This is a genomic window from Anaerotignum sp. (assembly GCF_031981185.1).
Classification (GTDB): domain Bacteria; phylum Bacillota; class Clostridia; order Lachnospirales; family Anaerotignaceae; genus Chakrabartyella.
Genome location: NZ_DALYUL010000020.1, coordinates 8443 through 23188, shown reverse-complemented (window position 1 = coordinate 23188; position 14746 = coordinate 8443). Strand labels below are relative to the sequence as shown.

The following is a 14746-nucleotide window of genomic DNA, read 5'->3' as shown; positions in this document are numbered from 1 at the left end:
TTGCTAAGGCTGTGGAGCTGTTTTCCCTGTCGGCAGAGCAAGGCAACGAGTGGGCGGCATATTCACTTGGTAAACTTTATCTTACCGAGGATGGATATAAAGATATCCAAAAGGCAGTAAAGTGGTTGACACAATCAGCAGAAAAGCAAAATCAGTTTGCACAGTATCAGCTTGGAAAACTTTATCTCACAGGTGAGCAGATACCCAAGGATGTTCAGAAAGCTATATCCTATCTCACTGCATCAGCGGAGCAAAGCAACCAATTTGCCCAATATGTTCTCGGAAAGCTGTATCTTATGGGAAAAGAAATTCCAAAGGATAAAGAAACCGCAATCAAATGGTTTACGCTATCCGCAGAGCAAGGCAATGAATACGCTCAGTTTTTTCTCGACAACATGGACAACTGGAAAGAACCCTCGGTGTCCTTTGCAGTGACAAGGCTCATGCACCATATGAGCCGAATATTTGAAAATAATCAGCCACCGCAAAAAGCCTCTATTAGCTTACAGATTGACAGCAAGCGTATGCGGAAACTGCGTGAAAAGAAAATGGCACAGGGTCATAAGCAGGACGATCACGAACAGCGTTTGGAATATTAAAAAGGAGTTGCACTTTTATGAAGAAAAACAAGAAAGAACCCTATCAGAAATCCCGTTCTAATAAATTTAATATCCCGCAAAATGCAAAGGGCTACCCAATCAAACGGGTAGCCTTTCATCGTAAGGTGGGCAAAACAATTAAGGAGGCGCCTATGGCAAAATATATTCATTTTACCGATGAGGAAAAAGAACGAGCAAACAGCGTTGATCTTGAACATTTTTTGTTACAGCAAGGCGAAAAGCTCATTCCCTCCGGCAGAGAAAAAAGACTCTCCAGTGACCACAGTATTACTGTCCGAGGAAACGAGTGGTATGATCATGCCGCCGAGCAAGGTGGCTATGCAATTGATTTTATAAAGAATTTTTATAACCTCTCGTTTCCCGATGCAGTCACAATGCTGTTAGGTGGCAACTGCAAAGCGGTCTACCATCAGACATCGGAGCGTGTGGAAGAACCGAAAAAGCCCTTTGAGTTGCCACCGCAAAATAAGGATATGCGTAGAACCTTTGCCTATCTCATCAAGCACCGCTGTTTAGACAGCGAGGTGCTATCAACATTTGCAAGGGAAAAGTTAATCTACGAGAGCCTTGAAAAATCCAAGGACGGAAAGAACGAGTTCCATAATGCAATCTTTGTTGGCTACGATGAAAATGGCGCGGCTCGTCATGCACATAAGCGTGGCATTTATTCCGAGGGAAAAAGCTACAAGGGCAACATTGACAGCAGTAATCCTTGTTACAGCTTCAACCGAAAAGGTATAAGCGACAGGCTCTATGTTTTTGAGGCACCGATTGATATGCTATCATTTATCTGTATGTATAAAAATAGCGATTGGCAAAAGCACAGCTATGTGGCTCTCTGCGGTTTATCGGAACAAGCAATGGTGAAGCAACTTGAAAATAACGAGAATTTGAAAACCGTTGTTCTCTGTCTTGACAATGACACTGCTGGGCATAAAGCCTCTGATAAGTTTGAAAAGCTACTTGACGAAAGAGAGGTTACAGTCAAACACTTACTGCCAATCCTTAAAGATTTCAATGAGGATTTGCAGGAGCAGCAGAGAGAACCAAAACAAGCAATGAGTTTGAATATGGCATAGGACATAAGGCAGGATAACGTTGTTGTAGTTATCCTACCTTATTCATGATTTGTTTCATTTTTCTGCCACAGTTCGGGCAGATTTTTTTTGGTACCCATCTATTTCACCTCGAAAACAGTATACCACAAAAATTGAATAAGGAGAATTACATGAACGAACCACTAATTATTTTAATATCTTCGGCCGCCTTGATGTTTTTTGTTATAGGCGGTCTTTCTATGTTGGCACACTTTTACACGCTGAACGGTATCAAGTCAAGAACCGTTGGTGACGGTCAGCATGGTGTAGCAAGGTTTCTGACTAAGAAAGAAATTAAGCAAGTATATAATCAAGTGCTGTTTGATGTTCCCAGCTGGCGTAAGGGTGAAAATCTTCCCACCGAACAAGGCTTGATTGTCGGCTCTCTTAGCAGAAAAGGAGCTGTCACAGGATTAGTAGATACAGGCGATGTTCACTGCCTCATGATTGGTGCTGCCGGTGTTGGTAAAACCGCATTTTTCCTCTATCCAAATCTTGAATATGCCTGTGCCAGTGGCATGAGCTTCATCACCACCGACACCAAGGGAGATTTGGCTCGAAATTATGGCAGTATAGCCAAGGAGAACTACGGCTACAACATTGCAGTCATCGACCTGCGAAATCCTACCAAGAGTGACGGCAACAATCTTCTCCATCTTGTCAATAAATATATGGACGTCTACCGTGCCGATAACAACAATCTGATGGCAAAGGCAAAAGCAGAAAAGTACGCCAAAATTATTGCCAAAACCATTATTACTCCCGATGGCGATAACTCATCTATGGGGCAAAATGCATTCTTCTACGACTCGGCAGAGGGGCTGCTCTCTGCGGTGATTTTGCTCCTTGCAGAGTTTTTGCCGCCTACGAAAATTGATGGGCAAACGGTAGACAGACGTCATATTGTGTCGGTATTCAAAATGGTGCAGGATTTAACCGCACCATCAAAGGTAAAAGGCAAAAATCAGTTCCAAGTGATGATGGAACTGCTGCCGTCCACCCACAAGGCAAGGTGGTTTGCCGGTGCCGCATTAAACTCCAGTGAGGCGGCGATGGCATCGGTTCTGTCTACCGTTCTCTCAAAGCTCAATTCATTTCTTGACACCGAGCTTGAACAGATTTTGTGCTTTCACACGGCAATTGATGCCGAAAAGTTTTGCAAGGAGAAATCGGCCATCTTTTTAATCTTGCCGGAGGAGGACAACACAAAGTATTTTATGGTATCGCTGTTCCTCCAACAGTTTTATCGTGAAATGCTTGCAGTAGCCGATGAGCATGGTGGTAAGCTCCCTAACAGGGTAGTTATCTATGCCGATGAGATTGGTACCATCCCTAAGATTGATAGCTTTGAAATGATGCTCTCTGCAGGACGCTCCCGAAGAATATCTGTTGTGCCTATCATTCAGTCCTTTGCCCAGCTTGATAAAAACTACGGTAAAGAGGGTTCCGAAATCATCACTGATAACTGCCAGCGTGCGAAACGTTCCTAACTGAAAAGGTTAGGCACTAAATGAAAGAACGTTAAAATGTTCAGTTTAGTAGAACTGATATTCCAATAGGTAAAATGAGGGAGTAACGCCCCGAAGTGCCTCCATAATACTACGATATGCAAGAATTTTTGTATCAAAATTTCTTGTGTAGAGCTCGTTGAAGTCGATTGAGAATTGCCGTAACGCATTAGAATATGCAACGAAAGCTACTTAGAGGTAAGTGGTGTAATCTATAAATCGGTGGTCTATAAAATATCTATGGTGAGAATGTATTCATAAAATACTGACGAATTCTCGAATGAAAGGGTCTATAAGTTGATTGCATAGAAATGTGCAAGTGTCTTAATTGGCAGTATGTGAGGTTTAGTAAAAATGTTGGCTATGAAAAGCCTTATACCGTTAAAGGCGGTATCAAGCATACAGGCTCAAAGAGAACACCTAAGGATATATGAACAGATAGGAATATCGGAACGTTGGAAGGTTAGAATGTGGAGCTGATACAAGCTAAGAAACATTAACAAGGAATAAATAACTTGTTTTTATCTAACTGAAAGTGATGGCACAGTACCTTTGAGACTATGGAAACATGGTGGAGGGATAGCCATTAGTCGTCAAAATATTTATACGCATAAATACACTAATTACAAAGGTTCGAGTATGACTAAGAAAAGCAAAATCCATAAAGGAGAGTAGCTAACTTTGACAGATGTTAAAAAGCCAAAGAAAAAGAAATTGCGAAATGCCGAATATTATAATCTAACTGATATTTTTGATGAATTATATGTAAAAAGTAAGGATGATAAAATTTTCTATAATCTCGTAGATATAATTGCAAGTGAGGAAAATATCAAACTTGCATATAGAAATATCAAGAATAATAAAGGTAGTAAAACGGCAGGAGCAGATAAAAAAACGATACTTGACTTACAAAAATGGGAAACAGAAAAACTGATACAGCATATTAAGAACAAATTCCAATTTTATACTCCAAACAAAGTTCGCAGAGTAGAAATACCAAAAGGAAACGGAAAAACCCGTCCCCTTGGGATACCAACAATTATGGATAGACTTATACAACAAGCAATATTACAAGTTTTAGAGCCTATCTGTGAAGCAAAATTTCACGAACGTTCGAATGGATTTAGACCTAATCGGAGTGCTGAAAATGCGGTTGCCCAAGTCTACAAAGCAATACAGTTGCAGAAATTATTATACGTGGTAGACATTGATATAAAAGGTTTTTTCGATAATGTTAATCACGGAAAGCTGTTAAAACAAATGTGGACACTGGGTATTAGAGATAAGAAACTGTTGAAGATTATTTCTATAATGCTAAAAGCAGAGGTAGTTGGGATTGGATTTCCAGAGAAAGGTACTCCACAGGGTGGGATAATTTCTCCATTACTATCAAATATTGTGTTAAACGAGCTTGATTGGTGGATTGCCTCGCAATGGGAAAATATGAAAACAAAGCATAATTATGTATCAACTGTACACCCAAATGGTTCATTAAATAGGGGTAGCACATATTTAGCTTTGAAGAAAACAAACTTAAAAGAATGTTTTGTCATAAGATACGCAGATGACTTCAAAATTTTTTGCAGAAATCAAAGTGATGCTGACAAAATGTTTGAAGCTACTAAAATGTGGCTCAAGGATAGACTGGGACTTGATATAAGTCCTGAAAAATCAAAAGTTGTAAATCTTAAAAAAAACTATTCTGAATTTTTGGGATTTAAAATCAAGGCTATTAAAAAATCAAACAAATATGTTGTTACCAGTGGACTAACTGAAAAATCATTGACTAAAGTATCAGAAAAACTAAAAGGTCAAATTAAGAAAATAGAAAAACCGCAAAACGAGAAAATGGAACATTTAGAAGTTAATATTTATAATTCAATGGTGATAGGAATACATAACTATTATCGAATAGCAACGAATATAAATATTGACTTGCAAAAAATTGCTTTTCTAATTGACCGAACCTTTAAGACAAGGCTTAAAAGTAGAATTAAGAAAAAATCTGGAATTGGTAAAAAGGGATATGTTTACAAAACATACGCAGACAGCAGACAGCTTAGATATGTCAAAAATCAAGCCATTGCCCCAATCGGAGCAATAAGGCACAAAAGTCCAATGTATAAGCCTGTAAAAGTAAATAAATATACGGCTGAGGGTAGAACCCTAATTCATAAGAATTTAGAGAAAATAAATATTGAAATTTTACATTATCTTATGAAAAATCCTATCCAAAATCGTAGCATAGAGTATAACGATAATAGATTAGCACTCTATTGTGCTCAAAACGGAAAATGCTATGTTACAGGGAAACCACTTGAAATAGGTAGAATACATTGTCATCATAAAATCCCCATAAAAAACGGAGGTCGTGATGAATATAAAAATCTTGTGTTAATTGATAGCGATGTTCATAAGTTAATACACGCTGTAAAGAATGATGTTGTAACTAAATATAGCCTTATGCTAAAGCTAAACTACAAACAAAGAGATAAGCTTAACCGATACAGAAAGAAACTTAATTTGGAGCCAATTTTAATATCTGAAGTGTAGATTATGATTTAATTATTAGACGATGGAACGCCGTGTGAGGTGAAAGTCTCACGCACGGTGTGAAGCGGGGGAAAATTTAGAGATGACATCAAAGAATTACCTATCGCTATTCACCATCTTTGGTGGCTTCGCACCTAACTCTGAAACAGCAGAAACCTTGTCCAAGGCACTTGGCACACGCACGGTTATGAGCGGCAGCATCAGCCGTGGCAAGAATGATCCCTCACAATCCCTGCAGATGATGGAACGGCCACTGCTTACTGCCGATGAACTGAAATCACTGAAGAAAGGTAACTTCGTTGTGATGAAAACAGGAACGCACCCAATGCAGACTAAGCTGAAGCTGTTCCTTGATTGGGGTATTACCTTTGACAAAACCTATGAAACCGAGGAACGCTCCCACCGTAAGGTTCATTATGCTGACAAAGAGGAATTGGAGGAAAACATCCTAAATGCGATCATTGACACGAAATCTATAGCACCTACACCCGAATCAAAGGAAAACAGCAATGCCTACGGCGGAATGGATCATACACCTATCACCGAGCAGGAAATGACAGAACAAAAATCCAAAACGAAACTACGACCATAAGGAGATGTAATATTTATGAGCTTTTTCGGAACGCTTTACAAAGAAGATTTGCCACCAAGGGCAAAGACTGTCTATATGTATCTCAAGGACAGGAGTAACAAGGACGGTGAATGTTGGCCAGCGGTTAAGACCATTGCAAAGGACACTTCTCTGTCGGTTAGCACCGTAAAAAGAGCCATAACAGATTTAATCCGTTATGGCTTCCTTACTAAGGAGAGCAGATACCGAGAGAACGGCAGTCACACTTCCAATCGTTATTTTATTAAGTGAATAATTCTGGAAACATATTGTTTTCCGCCAAGGAGATGATTTTGCTATTCGGTGGACGGAGTCTCCGTTCATGGTGACCCATCCAGAAGGAAAAACTTTAAGTATTTTTATTACAGAGAAAGACAATAAAACCAATTGCATTATCTCTATATCTAAAGTAAATGTTTCCGCTATGACAAATAGTTATATGGGTTTTTTACTGCTCCACCCACGCGCACTTCAAAGTGACTATGATTTCCGGTGGTGCGACCAGTTGCACCTACTTTAGCAATGGATTGCCCTTGATAAACTCTATCACCTTTTGAAACCAAAAGAGATGAGTTGTGTGCATAATATGTTTGGGTTCCATCGTCATGGGTAATGATGACTAAATTCCCATAGTCACCATTCCAACCGGAAAATGTGACTTTACCACCGTCAGAGGCTTTAACTGTTGTTCCATAAGGTGCAGCAATATCAAGTCCAGAATGATAATCGCTTGAACCAAACAAAAAGCGGTTTCCTACTGCAGAGGATACAGTACCTCTAACTGGCCAAATGTATGTCCCGAATGAGGCTGTTTTTGGCCTAGGAGTTGTTCCCTTGGCTATAATGGTAACAGTAGGGGTGGTAACAACATTTGTTTTAATAATTTCTCTCTCTTGCTCTAAACCATTTATTAGTGTAACACTAGCTTGTACCTCAGACTCGCCAGGGGTTCCTTTTGAAAGTATCTTAGTATCTCCAATATATAGATTTGGATCTTCTTTGTATTCAATTGGACTTTCAATTTCTTCTTTATATGATACCTCCTCTACTGTTTTAACAGATAAAAAAGGAACCTCCTTCTTGATATTTAAAACATCGCCTATCATTAATCGTTCTATGCTTGCCTGTGGATTGAGCGACATAAGTTCACTTAATTTCATACCAAAAGTCTGTGCGATTTCACTGTAAGTATCTCCTTTTTGTACGTTATAGCTCATAGCTTCTTTAATATTTTTTGACAGCTTGCTTTGGATGGAGGACAAGTCTTGTAGCATATTAGTAGGTATATAATCATACGAAATGCTTACATCTTGGACAAAATCCGATTTCACAGTACTTTCACTTAGATATGACTCTTTTAAGTCGTTCAAAATATTATTAAGTGCAGTTTGATTCTCATTTGCAGCAACAATATCTCCATCAACCTTTATAACGTAACTTTGTGATACTGCATCAATCTCATTCATAATTGTAGATTGAAGGTCTTGGATGGAAGCAACATCCTCCTTTGTAGCCAGTTTCGCTTCAATCTTTACAGGTATTTCGAGAGTATATTCTTCTCCTATAATTTCTGAAACCTGTTGCTCAACATCTTGTATCGCTGCTTTCACTTCTATTTCACTAGCAGATAATGCCAGTGATTTATCCTTGATATCTACTTCTACTGCTTGCACATATACGGATGAAAAAACAGTAATACCTGAAAAAAGCAGTATGGCTGCAATGGGGCATAGCAAAGGTGCGACATAAGATTTTAAATTTTTACTTATTTTAAAATAGTATAACTTTTTATAACCGTTAATGTTTGATAGTCGTACATTCAATTTATTTAAATTATGTAATTTTTTATTCATCTATTACCTCATGAAATTTTATTATATATACTTGCCGTATATACAACTTAGAATATCGTTGTCACTGGTCTGTGATGTTACATTGAATAATAACCTGTCGAATTATATAGAAAGAATATGGGGATTTTATGATAATATCTATATTTTGCATATTTGATTTCCTCATAAAAATACCACATTTATTTTATATTTTAGTTATAGTATTCTGTCGTCCTACATTTATTTTGTGGTTTTATACTGCTTAAAAAATACCTCAGATACTAACAAGTACTAAATTAGCGAGTGGTGTAGCCAGCATTTAGGCGGCAGAATTTTATATATTTAGATATGAAGATGCGTTGGGTATCTTCATATCTTTTTATAAGAAAATATTATTAAGGGAGATTAACATATGTGCATGTGCATGAAAAATACGACTGAAATAATATCGGCTCCAACAGGTTTAATGTCTATACTACTTTGTAATAAAACTGATGATGGAACAATTTTGTATGCCGATTTTATGAGCAATCGGTATCAAATATATGAAACACTACAAAAGTTTCAGCAAGCCATCCGCTCTACTTATGCTATTCTTTCAGCCAAGTGTAAAAGTAAAATTAGAATGAGTGAATACCAGATTACCACATTTCAACAGCATCAAGCATTTATGAGGTATACATGTTCTCTAATAGAAAATGAAGAGCGTAAGTTAAGTCTACAATGGATTTTCTCTGCAAAAACTTTTGACATGACAGTTGAAGAAAAAGCAGTTGTACTTACTGCTTTTAAAAAATACATTGCAGAGCAAAAATTTGTCCTTTCTTTACTCGTTAATGCACTTCAACGTACAATTAGTACAAATCAGTTGATGACTCAGGATTAATTTGTAACTATGCTAGAAGCTATTTTGTAAAAAAGAAAGGAATAGATGAAAGCACCGAACAAAGAAATGCCATGTAAAATAAAATTGCACTATAAACATAGAGAACAGTGGGCAACTATTACTGTGGTGGATTTAAGCAATGTAAGTTTTGACGAACAACAAAGAGCAATTACCCCTGGTCAAGTTGCCGTATTCTATGATGACGATATCGTTCTTGGTGGCGGAGTTATCCAAAAAAGAAAAAAATGAAAAAGGGCAGAGCAAAGATAAAATGCTCTGTCTTTTTTTAATCACCATAATTTTCCCATATTTATTTCTTATACTGACACTAAATGTTGTACTAGGAGGGATACAAATGGACACCAACGACAAATCTTCCACAGAAAATGAAGATTTAAAAAATGATGAAATGCATAATCAACGTGAGTCACCACCTGAGTCTGAAGCATCTACTTTGTCGGACTTGCTTCATGCAATTGGTTTAAAGAAAAATAAAACAAAGTCGGCAAATCCAACGAAGCTTAATGCGTTTGATGCAAAGAAACCTGAAATATCTGCGAGTAACACAGAATGTGATTTTGAGGAACCACAAAGTGCCAATACAATTGAAGATCATTTAGCTAAGGAGTATGAAAGTGATTTTTCGGAAGAGAATGTGCTATTACCAAATCCAAATAAAAAGAAAAGAAGAACGCCTTTAATTGTTTTTACAATAATTGCACTTGTTAGTGTAGGAGTTTTTAGGTTTTTCCCATTTCTATTCGAGCCAAAACCTCCAAGCCCTGATGTTGTAGCTACTTATAATGGAAAAAACATTACTATAGAGGAACTTACATCTTTTATTGAGACTGAGGGGTTAAAGGAACGAGAACACATGTTATGTCCTTCGCATGGTTATGATCACAGTAAATGTGATCCAAGTGAAGAATGTGAAAGCCATCCAATTGATTCCCTGCAAGGATATCAACAAATGGTTAGTCGGATGTCAATGGAGCAAATCATAAAGGATTGGGCCGATGCACAAGGTATTACCAATCGAGAAGAGGTAAAACATGGAATGAAAGACTTACTGAATGATGTAACCGTAGAACAGTATGTTTCACAGCTCCATAATGACAACGTCACAGCTGATTCTGTTACTAAATGGGAAATTCAGCAATATTACTCTGATAATATGGAGAAATTTCAAGGAAAAAGTTTGGCCGATGTAGAAGAGAAAATTAAAGAAACCCTTGCTGCTCAAAAGGAAGAGAACTTTTTCCCTGCTTTTATTGAAGAACTAAAGAAAACAGCAGGACTTCAAGTGGATTTTGAAGTGCTAAAGGTTGCCGCTCCATCAGAGGAAGAAATTGCAATCTATTATAATAATAATAAAAAAGAATTTCAAATTCCTGCGTCAATAAGCTTTGAGGAGATTCTCATTCCTGCGGATAGGGCCGACAAAGCAACGGAGGCTATCCGTAAAATCCGCTCAGGTGAATCCTTTGTTAGTGTTGCCACAGTCTACTCTCAAGGTGGTAAAGCAGAGAGTCGTACAGCCGAAAAAGGAAGTTTAAGTGAACCAATGGAAACTACATTATGGAAAATGAATGTGGGTGATGTCAGCGATCCTATTACAAATGACGATGGGACTGTTAGCATTGTGAAGCCTACCAAAACAGCAAAACCTTCGCTAACCCCCCTTTCTGCGGCTAGAAAAGAAATTGAATCAAAATTGTTACGTAAAATTATTGACACAGAATATAACCAACGCAAAAATGATACTCTTTTTAGTATTCATAGCAGGCGTTATACACTGGGTGAGTTTTATACGGAATTCAAGGAGTTGTCACCTATTTATCAGGATGCACTTGCAACATATGAAGCAAAGAAAAGTTTAGTTGAACAGATAATTTCAAAAGAACTATTGTTGGAGAATAGCAGTGATGGTTCTGATAGCTCTGATGAAAGCCATAAGATGGAAGAGTTGCAAATTCAATATCTTTCTCAAGTAATGCACGAAGAAGAGGTTGATGTTAATCTAGCAGAGCCAACAGAAGAGGAGATTTCTACATTTTACAAGGAAAATCAGGAGGAACTAAGAGAACCATCTACGGTTGAATTGAACTTAATTTGGATTGATCAAGGAGTAGGTGGAGAAAAGGCACAGCAGGCCAAAGTAAAAGCTGATGAGGCTTTGGCATCTTTAAATAGTGGAACATCTTTTGAAGAGGTTGCAAAAAAATATTCTGAAGATGCATCAGCAGCAAATGGTGGAAAAATAGAAGGTGACTTACATGAGGAATATCTTGCTCCTGTTATATCAAAATCAGCCTTTTCTTTAAAAATTGGTGATGTCAGCCCCGTACTGGATTATGATAATGGCTATTATATTATTCAAGTAAGAAATCGAACCGAAGCTACTATTCCTACGCTAGAAGAAGCTTCTGAGGAGATTAAAAGCCATTTGCAGGATCTGGCACACGAAAAATCAACCTATCAAATGCAAGAGAAAATGCTTACGAATGCTAATTTTAAAGTGTATAACAGAACGCTGCGTAATATGATGAAAGCGGTTGATGTCACAGGAGGAGGTAAACTTAAAAGTGAACAATAAAAAAATAAGCTTTAGTACTATTGGAGGTCAAGCTGTTTTAGATGGTGTTATGATGAAGGATGGCCAGTATTACTCAGTGTCTGTGCGAAAGTCAGATGGAAGTATTAAAACCCATATAGAACATTTTGTAGCTTTATCAGAAAAATTTTCTGTTTTAAAGCTGCCTGTTATACGAGGAAGTATCAATTTTTTTCAAATGCTCTGGTTGGGTAATCATGCTTTACAGATTTCTGCTGAAGAAAATTTTGAAGATGAAAAGAGTGAAAGTCGTTTTGAGCAATGGCTAGCAAGGATACTTGGGAATTACTTGCAGGAAATAATTACGGTGTTTTCATTTTTGGTTGGAATCATACTTAGTATCTGCATTTTTATGTATTTGCCAACGCTATTAACTCAGTGGGTTCAGTCTCTGAGTTCACAAGATATTGAACCTTTTAGAGGATTATTTGAAGGAATTTTCCGAATGTTTATTCTTGTGATTTATTTGTCTGTCATATCCCTTATGCCAGACATGAAAACTCTTTTTTCCTATCATGGTGCAGAGCATAAGGTAATTGCCTGTTATGAAGCAGGCGAAGAGTTGAATGTTGCTAATGCCCAAAGTCATACAAGGTTTCATCCTAGATGTGGAACCAGTTTTATCTTTGTAATGATTTTGATTGGAATTATATTTTACTCTCTACCATTTTTTCAATGGAATGGAATTATTTCAAGAGTTATTACAAAACTGGCATTCTTTCCCATTTTAGCAGGATTAGGTTACGAATTTATACGGTTTGCTGGAAAGAATTCTAATAATTTTCTGGTTAGGTTGCTTTCTATGCCAGGTCTATGGATTCAGCGTATTACCACTAAAGAACCATCAATAGAGCAACTGGAGGTCGCTATTTCAGCGGTAGAACAATTAATTAGCAAAAACCAGATACTTAATAATTTAACATAAGGAGAGTAGATATGGGTCGTAAAGAAAAAACAATATTGATTACAATCGTTGCCAATATTATTCTTATTATTTTAAGGTTTTCGTTGGCTAGCCTTTCAGGAAGCATTGGATTGCAAGCTAATGCCTGGCATTCTTTTACCGATGTATTTGTCACAAGCATAGTATTTATCGGTTTAATGGTAACTAGATACGGAGCTGAAAAGCTTAAGTTTGCCTCCAAAAAAGCAGAGAATATACTGGCTATTTTTGTTTCTCTGTTTATCTTCTATATGGGAGTCGAAATACTTTCAGATGCCTTGAAATCAGAGCAAACCGAGTTGCGGTATGTACCGTTTGTGGCAGCAGGTGCTTTTGTAGGGGTTATAATTAATTACTTCATGGCAAGATATAAAATTTATGTAGGAGAACAGACGGGTTCTGAGAGTTTAATGGCTGATGGGTATCATTCTAAGATGGACATGTATTGTTCTATTGCAGTATTGGTTGGTGTAATAGGATCTCTGTTTAGTATGCCTGACTTAGACAAAGTTTCAGCAATTGTAGCCATGGTTCTGCTTATGATAGCAGGATATGAAATTTTTACATCAAATCTTCGTATGTTATTGCATCCGGAGGAGGTTCAATCAGAACATGCTCATCATCATGGGTTTCATTATAATAAAAAAATGGTGTTTGGAATCAGTGGTTTATTAGTTGTATCCTATTTTGTATCGGGAGTTTATATTGTTAATTTAGATGAAACAGGAGTAGTTCGCCGATTTGGGGAAGTTGTACAAACCAACTCCCAGCCAGGCATCCATTATAATTTTCCAGCTCCGATAGGTCAGGTTACTGTTGTAAAGACTGGGAATATTGAGAAGGTTGAAACAGGACAACAGGAACTTCTTAGTGGTGACACCAATTTGGTAAACATCAACATGTCGGTACATTATCGGATTAACAATGCAGCTAATTATATTTTAAATGTTAGAAACCCAGATTTACTAATACAATCCAGTGCAACAACGAGCATTCGTCAAATCGTTGGCGAGCGCAATATTGATTATATACTTACTGAAGGTAAGGAAGAAATTGAAACTGCTGCAATGACACTTTTAAAAGAAACTATGGATAAAAATAATACAGGTATTGAGGTGGTGTCCGTACAGCTTGTTCAGTCAGAACCACCTGCCAGTGTTATTGCTAGTTTTCAAGACTTAGCAACAGCTAGACAGGATCAGAGTATTTATATTAATCAGGCAACCTCTTATAAAAATACAATTATTCCCCAAGCCAAAGCAGAAGCATATAAAACAATTGCTGAAGCAGAAGGCTATCAAAAGGAGAAAATACAAACAGCTGAAGGTGATGCCGCTTTATTTATACAAAAACAAGAAGCTTATGTAGCTTCTCGCAGTGTTACTGAATTTAGGTTGTACATGGAGGCTATGGAAAAAGTCCTGCCAAATGTGCAAAAACTCTTGCTAGGCGAGGGCGTAAAGATAAACAATGCAGACCTTTGGCTTACAAAGAAACCGAATGATTAATAACAAATATTTGGAGGAATAACGATGACATTAATAAAAAAGAAAATTTCTAAGAAATTGGTAGGTGGAATTTCACTTGCTCTGGTGTTATTTATTGCAACGTTAGTTGTATATAAAGTTGATACAACAGAATATGCAGTTGTAACTCAATTTGGAAATCCTGTTTCAGTAGATACAACTCCCGGACTAAAAGTAAAACTACCAGATCCTATTCAATCAGTACAACGCCTTGATAAGCGTATTCAAGTATATCAAACAACCGCAATAGAATTACTTACATTAGACAAAAAAAGTGTATCTCTTGATTATTATGGAACATGGAAAATTGTTGATCCAGTCCTTTACTTAAAAACAGTACAAACGCAAGTTGGTGCTGAATCTCGGCTTTTGGATGTTTTTTCGTCCAGTCTTGGTGTGCAACTCGGTAAGTATAATTTAGAGCAGCTTGTCAATACTGCCCCTGAAAAATTACAGCTCAGCCAATTAGTTGAAGATGCTGTGACTTATGCAAAAGAACGTGCGACCAGTTATGGTATAGAGGTAGTAGATGCACAGATACGTGTACTCAATTTTCC

11 protein-coding genes and 2 pseudogenes are annotated in these 14746 nt (G+C 37.3%); 12 read left to right on the top strand and 1 reads right to left on the bottom strand.

Going from position 1 to position 14746, the window contains the following annotated elements; genetic code table 11:
- The 6 genes and pseudogenes from RTK36_RS11695 to RTK36_RS11670 all read left to right on the top strand — a co-directional run.
- The coding region (locus tag RTK36_RS11695) for a tetratricopeptide repeat protein (RefSeq protein ID WP_312047433.1) at positions 1-599 on the top strand (599 nt) is incomplete at its 5' end.
- Positions 600-616: 17 nt separating this feature from the next.
- Positions 617-1699: a DUF3991 and toprim domain-containing protein gene (locus RTK36_RS11690; RefSeq protein ID WP_312047432.1), complete on the top strand. Its 1083-nt coding sequence runs from the start codon at positions 617-619 to the stop codon at positions 1697-1699.
- Positions 1700-1848: 149 nt separating this feature from the next.
- Positions 1849-3189, top strand: a pseudogene (locus tag RTK36_RS11685) (type IV secretory system conjugative DNA transfer family protein); the annotation flags it as partial.
- Positions 3190-3906: 717 nt separating this feature from the next.
- The gene (gene ltrA / locus RTK36_RS11680) at positions 3907-5778 is read left to right on the top strand and encodes a group II intron reverse transcriptase/maturase (RefSeq protein ID WP_312047431.1); all 1872 of its coding nucleotides are present in this window, start codon (positions 3907-3909) and stop codon (positions 5776-5778) included.
- Positions 5779-5890: 112 nt separating this feature from the next.
- Positions 5891-6370 (top strand): annotated as a pseudogene (locus tag RTK36_RS11675) (type IV secretory system conjugative DNA transfer family protein); the annotation flags it as partial.
- 15 nt (positions 6371-6385) lie between these two features.
- Positions 6386-6640, top strand: coding sequence for a helix-turn-helix domain-containing protein (locus RTK36_RS11670; RefSeq protein WP_312047430.1), 255 nt, complete (start codon positions 6386-6388; stop codon positions 6638-6640).
- 170 nt (positions 6641-6810) lie between these two features.
- Here RTK36_RS11670 and RTK36_RS11665 read toward each other — a convergent pair whose 3' ends face one another.
- The gene (locus RTK36_RS11665) at positions 6811-8241 is read right to left on the bottom strand and encodes a M23 family metallopeptidase (protein ID WP_312047429.1); all 1431 of its coding nucleotides are present in this window, start codon (positions 8239-8241) and stop codon (positions 6811-6813) included.
- Between the two features lie 403 nt (positions 8242-8644).
- On the opposite strand from RTK36_RS11665, the gene RTK36_RS11660 reads away from it, so the two are divergent.
- The 6 genes from RTK36_RS11660 to RTK36_RS11635 all read left to right on the top strand — a co-directional run.
- Complete coding sequence (locus RTK36_RS11660; protein ID WP_312047428.1) at positions 8645-9106, top strand: hypothetical protein; 462 nt, start codon at positions 8645-8647, stop codon at positions 9104-9106.
- A 45-nt stretch (positions 9107-9151) separates the two neighbouring features.
- Positions 9152-9355 carry an aminomethyltransferase beta-barrel domain-containing protein gene (locus RTK36_RS11655; RefSeq protein ID WP_312047427.1) on the top strand — a complete coding sequence of 68 codons (204 nt, stop codon included), beginning with the start codon at positions 9152-9154 and terminating at the stop codon, positions 9353-9355.
- Positions 9356-9461: 106 nt separating this feature from the next.
- On the top strand, positions 9462-11702 hold the full coding sequence (locus tag RTK36_RS11650; RefSeq protein WP_312047426.1) for a peptidylprolyl isomerase: 2241 nt from the start codon (positions 9462-9464) through the stop codon (positions 11700-11702).
- Positions 11692-12645 (top strand): DUF1385 domain-containing protein, encoded by a 954-nt coding sequence (locus tag RTK36_RS11645; protein WP_312047425.1) that lies wholly within the window; start codon positions 11692-11694, stop codon positions 12643-12645. Before RTK36_RS11650 ends, RTK36_RS11645 begins: the two co-directional genes overlap by 11 nt.
- A gap of 11 nt (positions 12646-12656) precedes the next feature.
- A complete protein-coding gene (gene hflK, locus RTK36_RS11640; RefSeq protein WP_312047424.1) occupies positions 12657-14171 on the top strand; it encodes an FtsH protease activity modulator HflK in 1515 nt (504 codons plus the stop codon).
- A 24-nt stretch (positions 14172-14195) separates the two neighbouring features.
- On the top strand, positions 14196-14746 hold a 551-nt coding region (locus RTK36_RS11635; protein WP_312047423.1), incomplete at its 3' end, for an SPFH domain-containing protein.